This window comes from Streptomyces sp. cg35 (assembly GCF_050410835.1).
GTDB lineage: Bacteria > Actinomycetota > Actinomycetes > Streptomycetales > Streptomycetaceae > Streptomyces.
On record NZ_CP191269.1, the window covers coordinates 46387 to 66956 of the forward strand.

21 protein-coding genes are annotated in these 20570 nt (G+C 66.6%); 19 read left to right on the top strand and 2 right to left on the bottom strand.

Annotation, left to right across the window (positions count from 1 at the left end):
- Positions 1-5: 5 nt before the first annotated feature.
- From ACQUQD_RS41765 to ACQUQD_RS41840, 16 genes are all read left to right on the top strand, one after another.
- Positions 6-182 carry a hypothetical protein gene (locus ACQUQD_RS41765; RefSeq protein ID WP_428957941.1) on the top strand — a complete coding sequence of 59 codons (177 nt, stop codon included), beginning with the start codon at positions 6-8 and terminating at the stop codon, positions 180-182.
- Positions 182-847 (top strand): hypothetical protein, encoded by a 666-nt coding sequence (locus tag ACQUQD_RS41770; RefSeq protein ID WP_428957942.1) that lies wholly within the window; start codon positions 182-184, stop codon positions 845-847. The genes ACQUQD_RS41765 and ACQUQD_RS41770 overlap by 1 nt, the downstream gene beginning before the upstream one ends.
- 40 nt (positions 848-887) lie before the next feature.
- Complete coding sequence (gene thyX, locus ACQUQD_RS41775; protein WP_428957943.1) at positions 888-1616, top strand: FAD-dependent thymidylate synthase; 729 nt, start codon at positions 888-890, stop codon at positions 1614-1616.
- A 59-nt stretch (positions 1617-1675) separates the two neighbouring features.
- Positions 1676-2404 (top strand): hypothetical protein, encoded by a 729-nt coding sequence (locus ACQUQD_RS41780; RefSeq protein WP_428957944.1) that lies wholly within the window; start codon positions 1676-1678, stop codon positions 2402-2404.
- A complete protein-coding gene (locus tag ACQUQD_RS41785; protein WP_428957945.1) occupies positions 2401-3123 on the top strand; it encodes an NAD(+)--rifampin ADP-ribosyltransferase in 723 nt (240 codons plus the stop codon). The genes ACQUQD_RS41780 and ACQUQD_RS41785 overlap by 4 nt, the downstream gene beginning before the upstream one ends.
- A gap of 57 nt (positions 3124-3180) precedes the next feature.
- A complete protein-coding gene (locus tag ACQUQD_RS41790) occupies positions 3181-3816 on the top strand; it encodes a hypothetical protein (protein WP_428957946.1) in 636 nt (211 codons plus the stop codon).
- Positions 3817-3937: 121 nt separating this feature from the next.
- Positions 3938-5470 carry a hypothetical protein gene (locus ACQUQD_RS41795; RefSeq protein WP_428957947.1) on the top strand — a complete coding sequence of 511 codons (1533 nt, stop codon included), beginning with the start codon at positions 3938-3940 and terminating at the stop codon, positions 5468-5470.
- Between the two features lie 136 nt (positions 5471-5606).
- A complete protein-coding gene (locus ACQUQD_RS41800; protein ID WP_428957948.1) occupies positions 5607-6110 on the top strand; it encodes a hypothetical protein in 504 nt (167 codons plus the stop codon).
- Between the two features lie 14 nt (positions 6111-6124).
- Complete coding sequence (locus ACQUQD_RS41805) at positions 6125-6658, top strand: hypothetical protein (RefSeq protein WP_428957949.1); 534 nt, start codon at positions 6125-6127, stop codon at positions 6656-6658.
- A gap of 59 nt (positions 6659-6717) precedes the next feature.
- Positions 6718-7059 (top strand): hypothetical protein, encoded by a 342-nt coding sequence (locus tag ACQUQD_RS41810; RefSeq protein WP_428957950.1) that lies wholly within the window; start codon positions 6718-6720, stop codon positions 7057-7059.
- Positions 7056-9293: a hypothetical protein gene (locus ACQUQD_RS41815; RefSeq protein WP_428957951.1), complete on the top strand. Its 2238-nt coding sequence runs from the start codon at positions 7056-7058 to the stop codon at positions 9291-9293. Before ACQUQD_RS41810 ends, ACQUQD_RS41815 begins: the two co-directional genes overlap by 4 nt.
- 3 nt (positions 9294-9296) lie before the next feature.
- Positions 9297-9947, top strand: a complete 651-nt coding sequence (locus ACQUQD_RS41820; protein ID WP_428957952.1) for a hypothetical protein — start codon at positions 9297-9299, stop codon at positions 9945-9947.
- The gene (locus ACQUQD_RS41825; RefSeq protein ID WP_428957953.1) at positions 9947-10198 is read left to right on the top strand and encodes a hypothetical protein; all 252 of its coding nucleotides are present in this window, start codon (positions 9947-9949) and stop codon (positions 10196-10198) included. Before ACQUQD_RS41820 ends, ACQUQD_RS41825 begins: the two co-directional genes overlap by 1 nt.
- 8 nt (positions 10199-10206) lie before the next feature.
- Positions 10207-10827, top strand: a complete 621-nt coding sequence (locus tag ACQUQD_RS41830; RefSeq protein WP_428957954.1) for a hypothetical protein — start codon at positions 10207-10209, stop codon at positions 10825-10827.
- A gap of 181 nt (positions 10828-11008) precedes the next feature.
- Positions 11009-13489: a C40 family peptidase gene (locus ACQUQD_RS41835; protein ID WP_428957955.1), complete on the top strand. Its 2481-nt coding sequence runs from the start codon at positions 11009-11011 to the stop codon at positions 13487-13489.
- On the top strand, positions 13486-14865 hold the full coding sequence (locus tag ACQUQD_RS41840; RefSeq protein ID WP_428957956.1) for a glycosyl hydrolase family 28-related protein: 1380 nt from the start codon (positions 13486-13488) through the stop codon (positions 14863-14865). The genes ACQUQD_RS41835 and ACQUQD_RS41840 overlap by 4 nt, the downstream gene beginning before the upstream one ends.
- A gap of 64 nt (positions 14866-14929) precedes the next feature.
- On the opposite strand, the gene ACQUQD_RS41845 is transcribed toward ACQUQD_RS41840, so the two are convergent.
- Both ACQUQD_RS41845 and ACQUQD_RS41850 read right to left on the bottom strand, forming a co-directional pair.
- The gene (locus ACQUQD_RS41845; RefSeq protein WP_428957957.1) at positions 14930-15895 is read right to left on the bottom strand and encodes a hypothetical protein; all 966 of its coding nucleotides are present in this window, start codon (positions 15893-15895) and stop codon (positions 14930-14932) included.
- 20 nt (positions 15896-15915) lie between these two features.
- Positions 15916-16749, bottom strand: coding sequence for a ParA family protein (locus tag ACQUQD_RS41850; protein WP_428957958.1), 834 nt, complete (start codon positions 16747-16749; stop codon positions 15916-15918).
- Positions 16750-16895: 146 nt separating this feature from the next.
- Between ACQUQD_RS41850 and ACQUQD_RS41855 the strand changes: the two genes are divergently transcribed.
- The 3 genes from ACQUQD_RS41855 to ACQUQD_RS41865 are packed head-to-tail and all read left to right on the top strand — an operon-like array spanning position 16896 to position 20542.
- The gene (locus tag ACQUQD_RS41855; protein WP_428957959.1) at positions 16896-17324 is read left to right on the top strand and encodes a hypothetical protein; all 429 of its coding nucleotides are present in this window, start codon (positions 16896-16898) and stop codon (positions 17322-17324) included.
- Between the two features lie 33 nt (positions 17325-17357).
- Positions 17358-19208 carry a baseplate J/gp47 family protein gene (locus tag ACQUQD_RS41860; RefSeq protein ID WP_428957960.1) on the top strand — a complete coding sequence of 617 codons (1851 nt, stop codon included), beginning with the start codon at positions 17358-17360 and terminating at the stop codon, positions 19206-19208.
- Positions 19208-20542: a DUF7297 family protein gene (locus ACQUQD_RS41865; RefSeq protein WP_428957961.1), complete on the top strand. Its 1335-nt coding sequence runs from the start codon at positions 19208-19210 to the stop codon at positions 20540-20542. The genes ACQUQD_RS41860 and ACQUQD_RS41865 overlap by 1 nt, the downstream gene beginning before the upstream one ends.
- The last annotated feature ends 28 nt before the right edge of the window (positions 20543-20570 follow it).

Consider the following 20570-nt stretch of genomic DNA (forward strand, 5'->3'; position numbering starts at 1 on the left):
AAGACGTGGCCTACACCATCACGCTCAAGGCGGGCTTGAAGGACGTCGTACTGCCCAACGGCAACCGCTACCAGGGCGGCGACGTCGTGATCCTGTCCGACGAGCAGTACGGGCAGATGACCGCCTCCGCGCGGACGGCCGTCGTGCAGAGCGCCACGGTCGTTCCCGTCCCGGCCAGCTGATGTCGACCGTTCGCGGCGAGTACGTACGGTCCCAGCAGAACTGGGCGGTCGACCAGGAGCGCCTGCGGCACGACCAGGCGCTCCACTACATGGGAGAGAACGCCCTGTTCTGCCTCCTGTGGACCGCCCGGGACCATGAGGCCGGGCTCGTCGGACTGTGCCCCGTCTGCGCCAGCGACCGCATCGCCAAGGCGTACGGGCAAGCGTCCCGGGCCACCTGTCCCAGCTGCTTCGGCACGCGCTTCGAGGGCGGCTACCGGGCCCTCATCGTGCGCCCGGCCGTATTCACCGACGCCGACGACTCCCAGTCCTTCACCGCGCGCGGCGTGGTCGCCCCGCAGGAGGTGCATCTGGAGACCACCAGCGACTTCCGGGTGCACTCCGGCGACTACGCAATGCGGGCCACCGGCGAGCGCCTGCAGCTGCGCGCCCCTCAGCGCACGACGCTGCGCACCGGCTTCGGGACCCCCTACCAGCGCGACGTCGCCACCGGCTACAACCTGTCTCGCGCGGCCGTGGAGGACCCGGAGTCGGTGGCCTACCTGATCCCGCCGAACACCGACGACCTCATCGAGATCCTGTCCCGCACCGGCCCAACTCCGCCCGCCTTCGCGGACATTGAAATTATTCGCGCTCCGCTGATTCCACTGTACGAGCGAGACTGAACCTACCCGCCACCGCCACCGCCACACAGAGGGTCCCGCCATGCCCGAGCTCTACCCCATCACGCTGCGCGACGACGTCACGGTCAAGCTGGTCAAGCACGTCGCCGAAGACGCCGATGTCGTCCAGGCCGCCCGGGTCTCCACCGGGGGCGAGATGAACCTGGGAGAGATCCTCAAGGAGCCGAAGCGCACCGAGGGGCTGATCAACTACCTGATGCGGGACCGGCACGGCTCCCCGTTCGAGCACAACTCGATGACCTTCTTCATCGAGGCGCCGATCTTCGTGTTCCGCGAGTTCATGCGGCATCGCGTGGGCTGGTCGTACAACGAGGAGTCGGGGCGCTACAAGGAGCTGGAGCCGGAGTTTTACGTGCCCAGCGCGGACCGCAAGTTGGTCCAGGAAGGCAAGCCGGGGCGGTACGAGTTCGTCAAGGGAAGCGAGTCCCAGCACCGGGCCGCCCATGGGCACATGTGGCACGCCTACGACGAGGCGTGGGAGAGGTACCAGGAGATGCTCGCGGCCGGGATTGCCCGCGAGGTGGCCCGCGCCGTGCTGCCGGTCGGCACATACAGTTCGATGTATGCGACCTGCAACGCGCGCTCGCTGATGCACTTCCTGGGCCTGCGCACGACGCACCCGGACGCGAAGGTGCCCTCGTTCCCGCAGCGGGAGATCGAGATGGTCGGTGAGCAGATGGAGGCCCTCTGGGCCACGAAGATGCCGATCACCTATGCGGCGTTCAACGCCCACGGCCGCGTCGCACCGTAAGTCGAAGCTGTCTGCGCCCTCCCGGCCGCCTGAAGAGGTGAAGCTGGGAGGGCGCAGTCATGCCGCAGGTCGAAGTGCCCGAGGTGCACCTGGTTACGCACCCCGACCGCATGATCATGATCGAGAAGGGATTGTCGCCCGGCGCTGCACGCGCGGCGGCCCGGGAAGCGGTCCGCCAGGCCCGTCGCCGCATGCCGAAGCTGTCCGGCGCGAGCGCGCGCGGCCTGCAGCCGCTGTACGGCAAGGGGTACTTCGGGATCCAGTGGGCCACTCAAATCGTCTGGTATCAGGACCACGGCACGCAGCCCTTCACGATGCGGTCGCTGGCGGGCAAGACGATCCCGATGTGGATCGACGACCCAACAGGGCAGGAGCGACGCGACAATCCGAAGGCGAAGACCCGGGTCACCGAGAGCGGCAAGGTCCAGGTACTGATCTTCCGGAGGGCAGCCTTGATTGGGGCCCGCAAGAAGGTCTACCGGCGCGACCCGAAGACGGGGCTCAAGGTCCTCGTGTCGGACAAGCCCGCCTCCTACCCGGGCGCTCCAGGGCGCATCTCGCGGCGCGAGGCGGCCCGGCCGTGGACTCGGCCGGGCAAGCGGCCGGGTGCTATCGCCGAGGGCAACGGAGGCGTTCGCTGGCGTCACCCGGGCATCAAGCCGCGTTCCTTCCTGAACACGTCCATGACCCTCGCTGCGCAGAAGACCGGCTTGCTGGCCGAGCGGGTCTACATCGCCGATAAGGGCTGGCGGAACTATGTGAGACTCCACGGTGAGGAATTCAGATGACACTGGTGTGGGCGGAGATCGCGAAGTTGGGCAACTGGGAGCCGTACGACAGCGAGGAGCACATCCACCCCTCCGAGCTGGAGGGCCGCACGACCGGGTCGGAGCAGAACCGAGGTCAGGTGGAGCGCCTCTCTTCGTCTATCGCGCACCACGGGTACAGCCCGGAGCGGCACGGAAAACTCGGCCTGAACATCACCGACCACGGCGAAAATCTGTACCACCACGCCAGCGGCAGCGAGACCGATCCGGACGACCACCAGCACCACGAGCACCTCTTGCAGGCGCTCAAGGACCTGGGGCACGGCGAGGTGCCGGTGCACATCCACGACCAGCGCTCCGACGAGGGCGGCGAAGCAGCACCCAGGTACTTTCACGGGACCACCGCCGAGGACCTGGAGCAGGTGCACCCCAACCACGGCTCGCGGGGGAACTTCGGCAGCAACCTGGGAATCCACGAGCCCGGCTACGCCTACGCGACCGGCCGTAGTAGCGCCGAGTCATACGCCGACCAGGCAGCCATGACCCATGGCGGCCGGGCGCACGTCTACGAGGTCCACCCCAACGGGCCGGTGGAGAAGGACCCCAGCCACGACGTCCATGGACGCTCCCGGGGCAACTACTCCGACGACGTCCGGTCCCGGCACGGCTTCACCGTGATCGGCGAGGTAGATCTCGGTCACCACGACGACGAACAGGACGAGGACCGCTACTGGCACTGAGCCGCCCCTGTCAGCCTCTCCTTTTGCGCCCCAAGGGGTGACGAAGGAGAGGCGTTCGTGTATCTCAGCCGGGTCAAGGCACTCGCGATCGAGGCCATGCATGCCGCGTTCGACGACCAGTACCCCGTACCTGAGTTCCGGGGGCTGCACTGCTCGCTGGAGTACCCAGTCAAGGCGGTCCAGCTGCCTGAGGTCTGGGTGCGCTACAGCGACACCTCGCCGCTGCGGCAGTCCGGTGTGGCGCATGTAGAGAACACCGACCAGGCAAGCGGGGCCAAGGTCACCCCGTACACGCGCTGGCGGTTTGAGGGCTCCTGGGAGTTCGTGATCGTCGCGCTGACCTCGCTGGAGCGCGACCGGGTGTACGACGAGCTGGTGGCCACCATCGCGTGGTCCGGATTCGACAGTGTGCGCGGCCGATTCCGCCAGTGCCTGGAGACCAACGACCTGATCGACCTGACGCTGCGGACCGACGAGATCGAGTCGACCGGCGAGAGCGCCGAGCCTGGCACGCCGTGGGGCACGGACGAGGTCGTCTATGAGCGCACTCTGAACGTCGACATGATCGGCGACTTCGTACCTGACCCAGAGACAGGCGTCATCGTGCCCCTGTCGAAGATCCAGGTCGTGGCGAACGCTGACCTGTCGCTTGACAACGGGGCGCGCGGCGAGGGATTCGACGTCTGGCACTGAACTACTAGAACTACTACTGCGCTACCAGTCCGTCCCGGATTAGTAGTTCGTCGTCCTCCTGTCCGCTCGGCCGCTGCAGCCCCAAGGGGTGACAGCTGACCGACGCAACTGGGTGGGTGGCATGCCCGATATCTCCTCAACGACGTACACGCCGCCGGGCGTATACGTCAGCGACGCCTCGACTCCGGTGGTCACCCCGCGCTCGGTGTCGACGTCCACGGTGACGATCCTGGGGCCCGCGCTGGGCTACGAGACGCTGACCGAGGTGCTGACGGTGTATGCCGCGTCGCCGACGTCGCTGACCCAGCGGGGCGTATACGCCTCTGCTGTTACGGGGCCGCCGCCGATCGCGGCGCCGGTGGTGAAGACGCTCGCGGGCCAGGCTCTCGTCTACGGGGATGACTACACCTTCCAGGTGGTCGCCGGGTCGGGCAGCGCGGCCACGGCGGTCACGCAGATCCGGCGGCTGTCGGCCGACGACGGTGACCTGACCAAGCCGAGCCCCAACGGGCTCAAGGACGGCGACCAGGTCCGCATCACGTACGCGTTCACGTCGGCCACGTACTACGAGCCGACAGAGTTCGAGGACTACGACCAGGTCGTCGCTGCGTACGGCCCGGCGCTGGTGTCCGTGGCGCCGACGGACCCGACCGGATCGCAGGTCGCGTCTCCGATGACGCTCGCGGCCAAGATTGCGCTGGAAAACGGCGCCGCTTCCGTGCTGTGTGTGCCGACGAACCCTGCGGTGGGCGACTTCCGTACGCAGCTCGCGGCGGCGTACAAGAAGGTCGAGGTCGACTACCGGGCGCAGCTCCTGGTGCCGTTGTTCGTGGACGGCGCGTACGACGCGCACACGTCGACCAACGTGGCGAACCTGCTGGCCGACGTGAAGCTGCACTGCGAGAGCGCTGCGTCGGACGGTTACGGCCGGATCGCCTTCACGGGTGTGGCGACGACCTACGACAACGTCACCGGCCACGACCAGCTGGCCATCCAGCAGTCGAGCAAGCGGCTGGCCATCGCCTACCCGAACCGCGTGCTGGCCTTCAACAGCGCGGTGAACGCTTCGACCGAGATCGACGGCTTCTACCTGGCGGCCGCGATGGCCGGACGGCTGGCCCGCAACCCGGTCGCGCGTGGTCTGAGCCGCCAGTCGCTGACGAGCTTCACGGGCCTGCCTGCACCGATCGCGCAGGCGATGACCAGGACGTTCCGCAACAACCTGTCGCGGTCCGGCGTCAGCGTCGCGGAGATCAACTCCGCCAACCAGCTCGTCGTCCGGCACGGCCTGTCGACGAACATGACGTCCATCCTCACGCAGGAAATCTCGCTGACACGGATCGGCGACACCCTGCTGCAGATGGTGCAGTCCGGCATGGAGAACTCCGGTCTGATCGGTGAGCCGATCACGCCGGAGATGACCGTGAACGTGAAGTCCGCGCTGGTAGGCATCCTGGAGCAGGCGACGAGCGACGCGACGATCGTGTCGTACGCAAACGTGCAGGTACGACAGCTGTCGGCGGATCCGTCGATCATCGAGGCGACGTTCTCGTACAAGCCCGCCATCCCGATGAACTACATCGTGATCAAGTTCGCCGTCGACCTGAACACGGGCGAGACCTCCACGGACGCATCCGAGGACCAGACGGCGTAAGACCTGCGCGGCAGCCGACGACGGGCCGTCTGCCGCGTTCCAGGAGGACCCCGGGGTGAGGGCCCCGGGGTCCTCTGCTGTCCGCTGCCACACAGCCAGCCGTAGGGGGTGAGACCTATGGATGGGGTGGTGAGCAATGCCTTCCGGAAAGGCACGCGTTACCGGCTCCGGCTACTCGACCTTCGTGTACGCCGGGAAGCCGATCGCGTTCTTGATCAGCGTGGAGGACTCGGGACAGCGGGCCTGGTCCGACAAGGGGCAGGCGTACTCCTTCATCCACCCGATGGGGAGCCGCACCCCGACCGAGATCGCGACGTCCCGCGTGCTCGCGGGCGGCACCCTGCAGCTGACGATCCAGGAGCTGTGGGACAAGGCCCACTGGGAGCACCTCGCGGGCATGACCGGCACGTCGAACATCGTCGAGATCTTCGATCGGCTGGCCCAGACCGCGAACTACGTAACCGCGCAGACGATCATCAAGCCGCCCGGCACCGAATCCAACCCGAGCAAGTGGCGCGGGAAGATCTACCACAACGTCACGATCGTGGACGTCGCCGACGGCGACACCCTCACGGTCGGCGGCCTCGACGTAGCCAAGCCCGTGGTCGCCGCTTACACCCACTCCACCCGACTGCGCTGACCAGGGGGATCGCGATGTCTGACACCTACGGCACCTACGACCCCGCCGACAGGCCGGGCCGCAAGGCCGCCACGCCGCAGGACCAGCCCAAGCTCGTCGACGAGGACGGCACCGAACTGCCGCCCTTCGACGAGAGGCACACCGAGTCGTTCACTGGGCTGATGTACATCGGTGCGCTGACCGAGTCGTTCCCCTGGCTGGGGCACAACTTCGTCATCCGCACGCTCGGGGTCGACGAGCAGCTCGCGGTCGCCCAGGTCACCAAGCAGTACGAGGGCACGGGCGGCGGCGAGCAGCTCGCATACGCCACGGCGGTCGTTGCCATGGCGACGGTCTCGGTGGACGGCGAGGAGCTTCCGACGCCGATCGCCGAGGACGGGAAGCTGGCCGAGTGGGCCCACCGGCGGTTCGCTTACGTCAAGGCGAACTGGTTCTCCTACGCCATCCACGAGGTCTTCCAGCGGTACCTGCAGCTGGAGGACAAGGCCGCGCAGGTGGTCGCCGCGATGGGAAAAGCCTTCGGCCCGACGGACTCCACCCCTGGCTAGAGCGGCATCTGCGCATCGCAGAGCGCCGGGGGCTCCTTCAGACCCGACACCCCTCTGTGGTGCAGCAGTTCGGACTGGAGCTGCTGATCCTGGCCGACGGCTGGGCGTCGGGCGAGACGCGAGACGAACAGCTGCGGCTTGCTCTGGTGGCCAGCGGCGCAGATCCGCACGACGTCTTCCCAGACCGCTTCGCCCCCGAGGACGTCGACCCGGCGGACGACGAGGACGTGGACTTCGACTACTCGGCGGTCGACTGGCAGGACGGCGCATCGGCCGACGACTGGGCGCTCATGCAGGAGGCGCTCGCATCGAGTCGCGTCACGGTCGAGGGCGCGGCCGAGCCTGAGGCGCCGGAGATGCCTGACGTGCCGAACGTGGACTTCGATCGGGAGTGGCAATGACAACGCCTCCGCCGGGTGGCGGCGGCCAGGGCGTCACGGGCGCCCTGCGCCAGCTGACCATTCAACTGCAGGCGCTGCTGCACCAGCAGCAGACCCTGAACAACCTGCCGTCCTCGGCGGCCCAGGCGCTACGCACAGCCCGTCAGAACGTGCTGAACCCGACGGCGCTCATGGGCGGGCAGCTGCCGACTCCGGCCGCGCCGACGGCCGCATGGCTGCAGCAGACGGCCGCATCGTTCCTGAGCCAGGTCGTCCTCAACCGGCCCCAGAACGCCCCGGCCTCTCCCGCTGCCCCGGCCGGGACTCAGCCTCCCGGCCCGACACCGCCCACCAGCCCGGCAGCGCCGTCGGGTACTCCGGCGGCGCCTGCACCGGTTCCGGCCAGCATGCCGCCGATGGGTTACCCGATGGGCTACGGGTGGCCAACGATGCCGTACCACGGCGGGTACAACGGGCCTGCGCCCGGCCCGTATCCGGGGCCGATCGTCGCGCCGTCGCATCCTGGCAGCGGCGGGGGCGGCGGCAGCGGCATGGGGTCGTGGACGCGCGCAGCGCTGCCTCGGATCGGCACCATGGTCGGCGGCGCGGCGGGCGGTGTTGTGGGTGCCGCTATCGCCGTCGGCTCGCAGATTCCGGCCGAGGTCCGCTCCCAGCGCGACAAGAACGCCTACTACCAGTCGATCGAGGGCGGCTCGAACGTGGCGGGCTTCGCGGAGCGCGCTCACGAGGAGGCGTACCGCTGGACCACGTTCGGTGTGCTGTCCAGCGACGAGGCGCGCAAGGCGTTCAAGGGCGTCACCAAGCTGGGGTACAACTCGAAGGTCGAGGGCGGCCCCGGCCGCCAGGACGCGCTGAACTTCGTCTATCACGGCAAGACGTCCTACGGCGCCACAGTCGACGAGAGCCTGCAGGAACTGCAGGTGGCCAGTAAGAACGCCCAGATCCAGTTCAAGGACCTCTCCAAGGCACTCAAGGACGTGTCCGACAGCGCGGGCAAGGCCGGGGTCAACTCCCAGATGGCTCGTGCCGAGTTCACGCAGCTGATGGACACCGCGACGAAGAACGGATTCGGCTCCTCAGCCGTCGGTGTCGCACAGCTGGAGCAGCAGACCAAGAACTCCTACGGCCGCTCTTTCCAGGACCTGGACGTTTCCGACCGGCTCAGCATGAGCCACGCCTACATGGCCGCCTCCACGGCCGGAATGAGTGTCTCGGACTACCTGACCTCAGGCGTTACCGCGAAGGGCATGGCCGACCAGAACCTGGACTACGCCGCCGTCCAGGCGGTGCTGAAGCCGGGCGTCGAAGAGTGGATCAAGACGCAGGTCAGCAAGAGCGGCGGCGCGGGCAACCTCTCCGAGGCGGTGGCCACGCAGATCGGCGAGGAGCTGATCCGCAAGTTCTACCCCAACGACTCGCCCGCGCTCGCTCAGGTCGTCGCGCGCCTGTCTGGCAACAAGGGGCTGGCCAGCGACCCGGTGAAGGCTGCCACCTGGATCGTGCAGCAGTACAACGACAAGGGCTCGCTGGCCACGGCGCAGTCCATGTCGAAGAAGGACAAGGCCGAGCAGAAGAAGATCAGCGAGAAGAACAGCGTCATCAAGGGAGTGGGCGAGACAGCCCGCATCCCGATGGACGACCGAGGCCTGAACGCGGGCAAGACGCTGGTCGGCGACAAGAACCTGGACAACGAGCACAGCGGCGGGTTCCTCGGCTTCGGCGGCGACAACTCCGACGCCTACAACGCCTACCAGGACTGGCACAAGAAGAACGGCGGCCAGGAGGACCCGGTCATCTACTCGCTGCTGAACAAGATCAAGGGCGACAACAAGTCCAAGGTCGCAGTGACCACCAAGACCGGCAAGAAGGTCGTCTCCCTGGCCGACGCGATCAAGCGGCACCGCAATGAGCTGGCCAGTGGCAAGGCCGTCATCGTCGAGGGCGACCAGGCGGGCAAGACCGTCGCCCAGGTTCTCGGCGAGGACAAGGTCGACCCGCTGCGCGACTTCTCCAAGGAGGCCAAGGCCAAGGAGTCGGAGGGCGAGTCGTACGCGAAGTGGGAGAAGGACCACACGAAGAAGGACAAGAAGGGCCGCGACAAGCTGGAGATCTCGTTGACGGCCGAGGCCAGAAGACTACTGACCGTCCTGGATTCCACCGGCGTCAACGGCTCCTCGGCGACGGCAAATCCGCCGCTGAGCCCGTTCGCCTCCAACCCGAGCTGGCAGGAGTAACTCGTGGCCCTCGCGTCCCTGGGTTTCTCCGGTGGCCCCCAGCTCAACTTCCGCATCAACCCCAGCTCGATCGACTGGGGCTTCGAGATCCACACCAGCGTCACTGACACGGTCGGCGGCCGGGTCGTACAGATCACCGGGGCCACGCTTCGTGACCTGACCGTGGTCGGCTATCTCGGCGAGAACCGGACGGCCGGACGCTCGCCGGACTCGAACCCTGACCATGCCGGGGCCTCCTGGCGCCTGCATGAAGCGTTCATCGCGCGCTGCCGGGCCATCATGGAATACCAGTCCCGAGACTCCAGCCAGCCCGGCAAGATGCATCAACCGGCGATCTTCAACTACCCGCCGCGCAACTGGCGCTGGCTGGTCTACCTGAAGTCCGTCGAGGACATCGACGGCTCGGCCTCCATCGAGCACCGCACTGGCAAGTTCTCCCACGGCTACAAGCTCACGATGTTCATCGTGTCCGCCGGGTCGGATTCCCTGGTCAAGGCTGGGTCGTCGATGAGCCAGGTTGATGCCGCCCAGGCCAGCGCCATCGCCTCGTACATCAAGCGCATCAGCGAGGGCATCGGCTGGCGGCAGAGCGAGTACAACGGCGGCATCGCCGATGACTCCAAGGACACCGACTCCGGGCAGAAGGAGGACTGATGGCTGATCAGTGGGGGTCCGACGTGCCCGTTTCAATGCCGCAGCCGCTGCCGTCCGGCGTCGAGGGCATCGTGCCCATGGGCGGGTTCGTCATGACCAAGCATGGTTTGTTCCCCGACCTGTCGGCCGCCGACCACGAGCGGCTCTCGCGTCCGTCGTTCGCGCCGTTCGACCCCATGCGGCCGACCGAGGAGACCGTGCCGGACCCGTCCGAGGAGGAGGAATGGTGGCAGACACGCGAAGGGGGCTGAACTGCACTATGACCTTCCCTCTGGCCGGGACCAACCTGTCCATGAGGGTCCGGGTCGACATGCTGGGTCACGGTCTGACCATGGTTGCCGACGAGTCGATGGCGCGTAACTCCCGTGCCTACTACCCGCACCGGCTGGCCCCGGCCCGGTTCTACGTCCGCGTGCTGCTCAGGGGGTACGCCGAGCGCAAGGCGTTCGCGGACTGGATGCAGTTGTACGCCGCGTACGTAATGAACCCGGGGCTGCCTGCTGGAACCAAGTTCCCCGACATGCGGGTGCTGATCCCCTCGCGGGGCTTCGACCGCGAGGGAGTGCCGCTGTCCGGGTTCGAGTGGGGCGACACCATCGGCGGCATGGTGTGGACCCCGACGATCACGTTCGAGACGACGCGCGAGCCGCAGGACACCGAGAAGTGGTCCACCAGCAGCTTCGTGGACGGCAATGACCCGGACATGAAGTACTTCTGGCCCATGGGCACCCAGCTCGGCGGCAACGCGGTGCCCTCCGGCAACTACGCGAACGTCATTGACGGTTCGGACGGCGGCAGCGACTGGGGGCAAGCGGGGCCTCCGACTCCGCACACGGACAACGGCCAGGAGAGCTACAGCCGGGACGACTACGGCAGCTGAAAGGCCCGCCGCACGGGCGGCGGGCCTTCGAGCGGGTCCGATGTTCTCTGGCCGGAGCGGGCCCGCCCCTTTTCCAATCAGGTACCAGGCCCACAACCGTCAAGGCCCAATCCACGCCGCGAGCCTAGTCACGATGGTGTCCGCGCGTCAGCCACTCGCCCCAAGGGGTGGAGGTGGGCACGTGCCGAATTTCGTTCTGGCGCCGGGCGTGAAGGTCTACATCGCGACCCAGAAGCACGGGATCATCGACGTATCCGATGACCTGGTGGAAGGGTCGATGGTCCGGCGCTCGGACGGCGTCAGCAACTTCTCCTTCTCCCTGCAGAACGCCCGGCGAAAGTACGACGGCGTGCTGGCCCCGAACGACCGGGTGTCGGTCCAGATGAAGCGCTTGAAGTGGGTGCAGGTCTACACCGGCTACCTCAACCGGGTGCCGCTGGTAACCGCGTGGCCGCGCGTCGTGCACCTGACCTCGTCCTGCAGCCTCAAGCGCCTGCAGTACTGGTACTGGGACAGCCACGCCGAAGCCTCGCAGGCCATGGTGCGCCAGGCCCTGACGGACGCGGGCAAGGACAGCGGCGTCAGCGACGGCGGCATGACGAACGTCGTCCTGACGATCCTGAAGAAGGTCGTGGGCTGGCCGGAGAGCAAGGCTCACATCGCCGCGATTCCCGGCAACTGGCTCAGCGTCATCGAGACGCTCGCCAAGCAGATCAACGCCGAGCTGGACGAGGCCGACGAGGTCGCCCGCACTCTATTCGAGGCCTTGGGCTCGGCGTCCGTCGGCGAGGGCGGCGCTGACGCCACGGCCCTCACCGGCACCTACGGCGGTTTCAACTCCTCGGAGCAGAAATCCAACGCGGCGACCATCTACAGCGTCGGCAAGCAGGTGGGAGCCTCCACTCGCGACTGCATCATCGCGATCATGACGGCGATGCAGGAGTCCGGCCTGCGCAACCTGGATCACGGCGACAGGGACAGCGTCGGCCTGTTTCAGCAGCGGCCCTCACAGGGCTGGGGCTCCAAGGCGCAGATCATGAACCCGGAGTACTCCTCAAAGAAGTTCTACGAGGCCCTGTTCAAGGTGAAGAACCGGGACAAGGCCGAGATGTGGCAGGTCTGCCAGGCCGTTCAGCGCTCTGGCAAGCCGCTGGAGTACGCCAAGCACGAGAAGAACGCCACGGCGATGGTGAAGGACCTGGAGAAGGGGGGCGGCAAGGCATCGAGTCTCAACTCGAAGCCTCAGGGGACCTCCTCCGGACTCAATCTGGCCCAGATGGCCGTGAACTACTGCAAGAAGTACCCGAACATCCCGTACACGCAGAAGTACGGCGGCACGCAGATGGCCGTCCTGAAAGCCGACCCGCCGCCCGGCCTCGACTGCAGCTCCTTCATCCAGGCCATGTTCCTGCGCACCATGGGATCCCTGTACAACCTGCCACGCGTGGCGGCAGCCCAGTACGCCTTCTGCAAGAAGGTAAGCGTCAAGAAGGCCCTTGCCACTCCCGGGGCGCTCGTGTTCAAGGGCGGCTCACCCGGCAGCATCTACCACGTCGAGATGTCCCTGGGGGACGGCAAGAACACGATCGGGGCCCACAGGCGCGGGGCCAAGCCCCACGATGTCGGAGTCAATCCGCCCGTCTCCGCCAGCTACTGGGACTACGGCGGCTTCCTGCCTCGGATCTCCTACACCACCGGGGCAGGAACGGTGATCTTTGAGGGCGGCGACGACGGCGGTTACGGCGAGGTCGACCCGAGCGACCCCGGGGTCGAGCTGACCACCGGCGCCGACGTGCCCGGCTACAACCCGAAGGACCCATTCGACAAGCTGTTCGGGGACAACGCGTGGCTCCCGCTGTCCACGGCCGAGAGCGACCCGAACTACCTGATGGCGCAGGCTCTGGCCGGGCCGCGCGCGCTGCTGAACGACCAACCGCTGCTGCCTTATCTGAAGAATCTCTTCAACTCGACCATGCGGAGCTTCTGTTCGGCACCGAACGGGGACCTGATCGCCTGGTACCCCGACTACTACGGCATGTGGGGCACGGCCGCCAAGATGGTCATCCAGCCCATCGAGGTCCAGGACTTCGAGGTGACCTGGTCGGACGACTACATGGTCACGCACCAATTCGTGGTGACGAGCCCGCAGACGACGAACCTGTTCGACCCGGCGACCGGCACGGTGCAGAACTCGGTTGGTGAGAGCGTCCTGAACCAGATGGCCGCGTTCACGACCGGCGTGGTGACGATCGACTTCCCCGGCGTCTGGAAAGCCCTTTTCGGCATGGACATGACCGAGAAGGAGGCCAAGGAGTATGCGGACTGGATCAAGCAGAGGTTCGGCGCTCGGCCGGACTACCAGCAGCTACCTGGCCTCGTCGGCCCCAAGGCGCAGTTGTTCGCCGCGATCTTCCTGTTCATGAGGCAGTTCGCCTACCAGTACTCCGCGAGCGTGCCGCTTACCTTCATGCCGGAGCTGTACCCGGGCATGCTGATCCAGATCCCGGAGTTCAACTTCCAGGCGTACGTCACGACCGTGACGCACAACTTCAAGTTCGGCAAAGACGGCGGGTTCTCCACGGCCGTATCCATCGCCGCCCCGGCACGGCTCACCGGCAAGGGGAACAAGCTCCTCGGCCTCCCGATGGCAGGTGGCGCATGACTGTGAGCAACGCCGGTACGTACGGCATCGGCTGGACCATCAAGCAGGTCACCATCCGCGAGATAGACGGGGCACGGAATCTCGCGCGCTGCATCGACACCGAAGGGCAGTACCTCGACGCGACCACATCCGTGCACCGGACCGGCATCCGACCTCAGGTGGGCCAGATCTGGCTTGCTGACAGAGATCTCGGCGCCTGGACACTGAAAGCGCTGATCGAAACCGATGTCGCCTCCGTCTACGCCAAGTCCAGCCCTAACCGCTCACCTCAGTGGCTGAACGCACTCGACTTCGGCGCCGTGGGCAAGAACGACGACACCGACAACTACGGCCCCCTTCAGCGGGCTATCGACGCGACCCCCGAGGGCGGCACCCTCTACATCCCGCCGGGCAAGTACCGCATCAAGAAGACGCTGGAGATCCGCAGGCGCAACATCACGATACGCGGCGACCACACAGGCCGCTGGACCTACAACACCCTGGATCCCACCTGCATCAAACCCTCCTACGGAGGATTCACCGGCAGCGAGCTGATTCGGATCAAGGACCCGCAGGAGGGCGGGCACGCCACGAACATCGACGGTGTCCGGATCATCGGGCTGACCTTCAACGGCGTCTACTCGGACTCGCTCACCGCCCCGAACATCAGCGGCCTGTACGCCACCGGCGCAGTGCGGGACCTCCGAATCGAGAACTGCTCCTTCTGGCAGCTCACCGGATACGGCATCCGCACCGGCCCGTACACGCGCACGGACGGCACGTTCGTCTTCCCCAAGGGCTGGCGCCTCGTCGAGGTCACCGCAGACGCAAACAACCTCACCGGGTTCTACCTGCAGAACCTGACGGATGCCTCCCTCACCGACTGCCTCGCGGTCGGCAACAAGGGCGATGGCTTCTACCACCGCTCGCCGGGCGACGTCATCTACACAACCTGCCGGGCCGCATGGAACACCGGGCATGGATACCGCCTGGACTTCGGCAGCGCTGACCTCCTCTATAGCGGCTGCACCACCGACAGGAACGGAGGAAACGGCTGGTACATCACCTGCCTGAACTCCGCGAGGAATCGGCCGACTGTCCTCTCCGGCTGCATCGCTCGCCGCGACGGGAAGAACGGGGGCGGGGCCGGGGTCCGCGTTGAGGGGACCACGAGCAACATCCACCCACCTCTGATAGCCAGCGGACTCACCGTCGTCACTGGAAGAGACGACGACGGGACGGGGGTGGTGACACCGGCCTACGGGCTGATCGCCAACAAGATTCGCGCGGTCTCACTGAGTGGCGGCTACCTGGAAGGCACGACGGCCCCGCTACTGACCGACGACACGTCCACCATCAAGGCCGATCCGGCCGTGTTGCAGTACACGGCCACATAAAAAAGTGTGGCCCAGTGGGCCACACTTTTCGTGGTCAGAACTGTGGCCCAGTGGGCCACAGTTTCTATCCGTCCAGCAGGGCAGCGGCTGCCTCGTACTGCTCCCGCAGTTCCTTCACGTAGCGCTGCGCGATCTCAGGGCTTTCCTGCTTTGCCTCCTTCAAGAGGTCCAGGTCGACGAAGCGCCTCGCTTTCAGCGCCTTCTCGATCTTGTCTCCTGCGGGCGACCGCTGCGCTGCAGTCTCACTGTCCTCGATGCTGGCGGCCGGTCCCAGCTCCAGGAGCTTCCGTGCCCACACTGCACCGGCAGAGGTGACCTTGCCAGCAGTCTTCATCTCCTTGAACTGCTGGCGGATGTTCTCCACCCGCTGGGGGGTGGGAGCGTACTTCTTGCCGTCGGTCAGGGACGCGTAGAGAGCGCGAACCGTTCGCTCGTTGAGCGGCTCCTCGACCAGGTCTCCGATGGCGCGGTAGACAGGCACCGCGCGGCGAACGCGATACACGTCGTCCCGCGTCATATCGACACTGCCAGCGAACTCGTCGACCGACTTGTATCCCGCCGTCTTGAGCGCCTTGTTGTCGGTGGTCGCCGCCCAGAAGTGCTCTCCGGCCGAGAGGACCCAGTCTCGCGTGAGGTGACCGAGCCCCTTCGTCAGCCCTCGGTTTCCTGCCATGATCCGACGCCGGTGGTGCGCAATCTGCTCACGGACATCAGCCCCCTCGGGGGGATCCATGTACGTGAGTCCGGCATTCAGCTCGCGCCCCAGAGTGACGGAGGCCGTCTCCGGGCTTACCGGAGCGGCAGCGGCAGGCTCGCCCGACCCTGCCTGATGCGGAAAATCGCCTGCGTCTCGGGCGGGTTCGCCCGCCGTCACCGACGCAGACGTCGCCATCTCGGCCAGCTCGCGGTCGACTGCCGATTCCCTGATGCTGTCGTCCTCTCCCCGCCGGGCGGTGCTGTCGGTAGCCTGACTGGCCGCCAACGAGAGGCGGGTGCGCTTCTCCGCAGGGGTCTCCTTGGTCGCCTTCATAGGAACCTGCCCACGCGCCATCAGACCGTCGCCTCTTCCGTCTCTCCGGTGGCCTCTTCCTCTTCTGCGGCTTCCTCCGTGACAAGGTCCTTCATCAAGAAGCGGAACAGCTGGCCGAACTCCTGCAACTGCGGGCGCTTCGGTGTGGTCTCCCAGGACCTGGGGTAGTCCGGCGAGCCGCTGATCTGGAAGGGTTCCGGCGCCAGCGTGGGACTGACGAACTTGGTTTCGCAGGTGTCGACGATGTTCTGCAGCACCGGGCGCTGCTCCTGGGCCAGGGTGTTGTTGCCGGAGCACTTGACCATGAAGACGGTCACCTGAAGGTCGCCCTCGATCTTCGACTTGGCGCTCTTGTCGGCCAGGCGGAGCGACGACCTGACCCGGGCGATCTCGTAGCCTGAGGGCGCAACGGGGAGCAGGAGCATGTGCGCGACCTTGCACATCTCCCAGTACGTCTCCTTACCGGCGCCACCGGAATCGACGAGGATGACCTGGTGGTTGGCTGCGAGGCCCTCGATCATGTCATCGAGGTCCTGCGCGTTCTCGTCCTTGGGGTCGTAGGAGTACAGCGTGAACTTCACGTCTTCGCCGCGCGCGTCACGGATGTTGTGCCAGTTGTCGACGCTCTGCGAGTTGTCGTCCGTGTCGATGACGGCCACGTTAAGCCCTAGCACGATGGCCAGATAGAGCGCGAAGAAGATGGTGCTGGTGGTCTTTCCGGTCCCTCCCTTGAGGACGCCGATCCCAATGACCAGGCACCCGTTTTCATCGATCCATGCCTGGATCGCTTCGAGTCCGGCCAGCATCGCAACGAGGTCTTTGTGTTGCTGCCGAGGCAGCGTGCTGATGTCCACGATTCTCCTATGGCGGGCTTGTGTTGCCCCACATACTGCCGCACCGGAGTCAGGTGGTGTCGCAGACACCCCTCTTTCGGACTGCAGGAGGCCGGGCCTCGTGTTCCCGCGCCGCCTGGCTACCGAAAGGGGCGAGGAGGTGGCACATGAAGACGCTCGCGCTCGTGGGTGGGGACCTGGCGCTTAGCGAGGGTGGCTACCGGACCCTGACCGGGGCTGCACGTATCCGGCAGGATCTGGCGCTGGCCCTTGCCGAGCCCTACGGCCACGACCCGTACCACCCGGCCTACGGATCGGTGCTGGAGTCGTACGTGGGCGAGCCTCTGACGGCCGAGCTGGAACTGCTGGTCCGCTCAGAGGTTGTCCGCGTGGTGCAGGAGTACGTTGCGGCCCAGCAAGCGAGTATCGCAGCCGACGCCCTGTCCGGGGCGCGCTCGCGATACAGCCACCAGGACGTCGTCAAGCAGGTGCAGTCCATCACCACCGACATCCAGTACGACACCGTCAAGGTCCGGGTCGCCCTGCGGACCGAAGCCGGGGAGACAGTTCGGATCGCGCGGACGGTGGACCTGTGACCTGCACACCCCCGCTGATCGAGAGGGCATGAGATGGGCGTTTCCCTGGAGGACATCGTCACGCAGATGCGTGATGCGCTGTCGGTGTCGGAACCGGAACTGGACACGTCCGTCGGTACGCCGGTCCGCAAGATCCTGGACGCGGTGGCATCCAGCCTGGCCGACGCGTACCTGGAGAACCACCTGCTGTCGTACGCCTACGACATCGACAGCAAGACGGACGCCGACCTCGACGCTTTCACCCAGCTCTTCGGTATTGCCCGCATCCCCGCCCGACGGGCAGTTGGAGCGGTCACTTTCAGCCGGACTGGTGACCTCACGCCGACCGTATTCATCCCGGTCGGCACGGAGATCGCTTCGGGCGCCGACGCGGCTCTGATCGTACAGACCGTCACCGGCGGCACCATGATGCCCGGGTCCGCCTCGCTCACGGTGGCGGTGCAGGCCGTAGCCGCCGGGCCTGAGGGCAACCTGGGCGCTGGAATGGCCACGCTCATCACATCGCCGATCCAGGGCGTCTCCGCTGTGGTCAATACGGCCGCACTGACCGGGGGCACCTCCCGGGAGACCGACACGGAGCTGCGTGAGCGCTGGAAGAAGACCGTCTTCCGTAGTCTCGCGGGGACGGAGCAGATGTACCTGGGCGTGGCCCTGGATGATGCGGACTGCTACGCCGCCTCTGTGGTCGGCTCTTCGCGCACCAGGTCCGAGATCCTGCAGGTGCCGGTGAGCGGTGACGTCGTCACCCAGATCACCGATGCGAAGTACGTGTACAGCTCGCCGGTGCAGGTACTGAAGGCGGACGGCACGCCGCTCGTCAAGGACTACGACTACACCTGGATTCCCTCGAACCCTCCGAAGATCAGTCAGCTGTCGGGGGCCTTCCCGGCCTCTGGCGAGCTGCTCACGGTGGAGTACCAGTACCTGCCCGTCGTCTCGCGCAACAGCCCGGCCACGAACGTCACGAACCGGGTCGACGTCTTCACCGGCGGGACGCGAGCGCAGGCGGCTCAGGCCAGCGTCGTCTTCCGGCAGTCGAAGAAGTGGCAGACGGTCTCCACCGTCGACATGTACACCGGCGACTGGCTGCGGGCCGACCAGACCCGGCCGGAGGCCGCCAACGTCTTTCTGCCCCTTCCGTTCGGTCCGATCCTGAGCGCGCCCGCGACCCTCACCATCGGCTCCACGACGTACGGTCTGGCCACCAAGGAGCACCCGCTGGGCACCGTCTCAGGCGGCGTCACATACGCGTACCAGGTGGTGCATGAGGACACCGTGGACGGCTGGAGCCCCACCAGCCGCTTCGGCCTGGAGTGGCACCGCACCTACCTGCCTGCCGACGGCAGCGCCTTCGTGGTCGGCGGCGCCGGTGACTACACCTACAACGAGATCCCCGCGTCGGTGCAGGACGCGGTCAACCGCTGGCGGCTGGTCGGCATTGACGCCCGCGTGCACCAGGCCAAGCAGCGCTGGCTGCGCTTCTCGCTGGGCGTGATGTACACAGCCTCCTCAACCGGCTCCGTTGCATCGGTCCAGGACGCCATCCGGACCGCATTGAGCGACTACTTGAACCGCATGGGGTTCAACTCCAACGTTCAGATCAGTGACGTGCTGGCCGTCGTGCACCAGGTCCCGGGGGTGGACAACTGCCGCCTGCTCCACGGCGGAGACGTGACCGGATACAGCTCGGCCAACCCCAATGCATCCATCGTCGGCGTGCAGCAGATTGCGCCCAACGGTGCGCCGGACAGCGCTGCGATGGCGTCCTATGTCGAGTCGGCCACCGGCCGGGCAAAGGACATCTACTTCCGCGACGACGAGTTGCCGGTGCTCGGGGCCGTCGTCTTCAAGACCCTGGCCCGCAACTCGTTCGGAGTGCTGTGATGGCTGACGACTTCCTGCACCAGGGCGAGAGTCTGTACGGCTCGGGGATCCTGCCCAACGGCCTGATGCCTCTGCAGGCCGACGTCACCGTGCCGCAGACCGCGTCGCTGGCCAGCAGCACCGGCATGCTCGTCGCCGATGTGTCCATCGCCGAGCAGATGCGCCACTTCCCCGAGGAGGTCTACGACCTCCGGCCCACGTCGCATCTGATGCGCCTGATGCAGGCGCTGCTCGGAGATTCAGGGGTCGGCCAGCTCCGCAAGCGACTGCTACTTGCTCAGTTGCAGAGCCTGTCCGCCTCCGGCGCCCGGTTCTTCGACCTCGACCGGTTCTACGGGTCCTTGTTTGGGGCCACTCGGACCGACGCCGAGCAGCTTCCGATCAACCCCATGGAGACCAGTTCCGCAACAGCGGCTGAGTGGGAGGGCATTGAGGCCGCAGACGCCTCGTTCCGTGACCGCATGACCGCGCTTGCGCAGGCCATTGCGCTCGGGGGCACCCTCCCTGGACTGCAAGCTGCGGCCGAGGCCGTCACGGCCGCCGAGGTCGACATCTTCGAGTCGTGGGCGCTCATCGAAGCGGCGGAGAACCCTGAGGAGGCGGGCCATTCCTGGGCATGGATGGAGGGGGCGAACTGGCAGGAGTACGAGGGGCAGATCTGGGGCGCCTTGGAAGGCACTCCGTTCTACGGCCGCTCGGGCGTCCTCACGAGGAGCGAGCTACTCGTCCGTGTGAACAGGGACTACCCGTCGACTCCCGAGGGCCGGGCTCAGCGCACCAGCGACGAGTGGGCACTGGTGCGTGTCCTGGAGCGCCTGAAACCAGCTCACATCCTGCTCACCGTGGACACGCAGGGCACGTCTGCTCTGCTGTCGCGAGCCATCTCGGCAGTCAGCGCCGACAGCGAGAACTGGGAGATCGCCACGCGGGTCACACCAGGCCAGGTCGCTCTCGGTGCCTCTCCGTACCCGCTCTCCCCGCTGCAGGAGGCCGATGGCGTCGACCCGGCCTCTGCCCGCGTCCTGCCCAAGCCGCCACTCACCGCCCGACTGGGCGATGAGTGGTCGTACGGCTCGCAGATGCCGACGTGCCGGTCGTACGCCTACGCACCGACCAGTGACGTGGACTTCACCGAGCCGGGTCCGGTGCCCGACATGGCCAGTGACGCGATCGATCAGGCCGTCGTGTGGCGGGACGGCACCAGCACGGTCTACCGGGCCTCGCTCGGTGCCCTGGATCCGCTACAGGCCCAGGCCGCGCGGGCGGGCTCGGACGGTGTCATGGTGGCCAACCCCTACAGCGGCGACCGCCGGATGGTCCTGCCGACCGACTGACATACTCCGTTCATGCCGCGAGCCCCCG

Coding starts and splice junctions, on each gene's coding strand:
- ACQUQD_RS41770 (WP_428957942.1), top strand. CDS start 182: ATGTCGACCGTTCGCGGCGAGTACGTACGGTCCCAGCAGAACTGGGCG.
- ACQUQD_RS41860 (WP_428957960.1), top strand. CDS start 17,358: ATGGGCGTTTCCCTGGAGGACATCGTCACGCAGATGCGTGATGCGCTG.
- thyX (WP_428957943.1), top strand. CDS start 888: ATGCCCGAGCTCTACCCCATCACGCTGCGCGACGACGTCACGGTCAAG.
- ACQUQD_RS41840 (WP_428957956.1), top strand. CDS start 13,486: ATGACTGTGAGCAACGCCGGTACGTACGGCATCGGCTGGACCATCAAG.
- ACQUQD_RS41795 (WP_428957947.1), top strand. CDS start 3,938: ATGCCCGATATCTCCTCAACGACGTACACGCCGCCGGGCGTATACGTC.
- ACQUQD_RS41815 (WP_428957951.1), top strand. CDS start 7,056: ATGACAACGCCTCCGCCGGGTGGCGGCGGCCAGGGCGTCACGGGCGCC.
- ACQUQD_RS41825 (WP_428957953.1), top strand. CDS start 9,947: ATGGCTGATCAGTGGGGGTCCGACGTGCCCGTTTCAATGCCGCAGCCG.
- ACQUQD_RS41830 (WP_428957954.1), top strand. CDS start 10,207: ATGACCTTCCCTCTGGCCGGGACCAACCTGTCCATGAGGGTCCGGGTC.
- ACQUQD_RS41785 (WP_428957945.1), top strand. CDS start 2,401: ATGACACTGGTGTGGGCGGAGATCGCGAAGTTGGGCAACTGGGAGCCG.
- ACQUQD_RS41855 (WP_428957959.1), top strand. CDS start 16,896: ATGAAGACGCTCGCGCTCGTGGGTGGGGACCTGGCGCTTAGCGAGGGT.
- ACQUQD_RS41800 (WP_428957948.1), top strand. CDS start 5,607: ATGCCTTCCGGAAAGGCACGCGTTACCGGCTCCGGCTACTCGACCTTC.
- ACQUQD_RS41805 (WP_428957949.1), top strand. CDS start 6,125: ATGTCTGACACCTACGGCACCTACGACCCCGCCGACAGGCCGGGCCGC.
- ACQUQD_RS41865 (WP_428957961.1), top strand. CDS start 19,208: ATGGCTGACGACTTCCTGCACCAGGGCGAGAGTCTGTACGGCTCGGGG.
- ACQUQD_RS41780 (WP_428957944.1), top strand. CDS start 1,676: ATGCCGCAGGTCGAAGTGCCCGAGGTGCACCTGGTTACGCACCCCGAC.
- ACQUQD_RS41845 (WP_428957957.1), bottom strand. CDS start 15,895: ATGAAGGCGACCAAGGAGACCCCTGCGGAGAAGCGCACCCGCCTCTCG.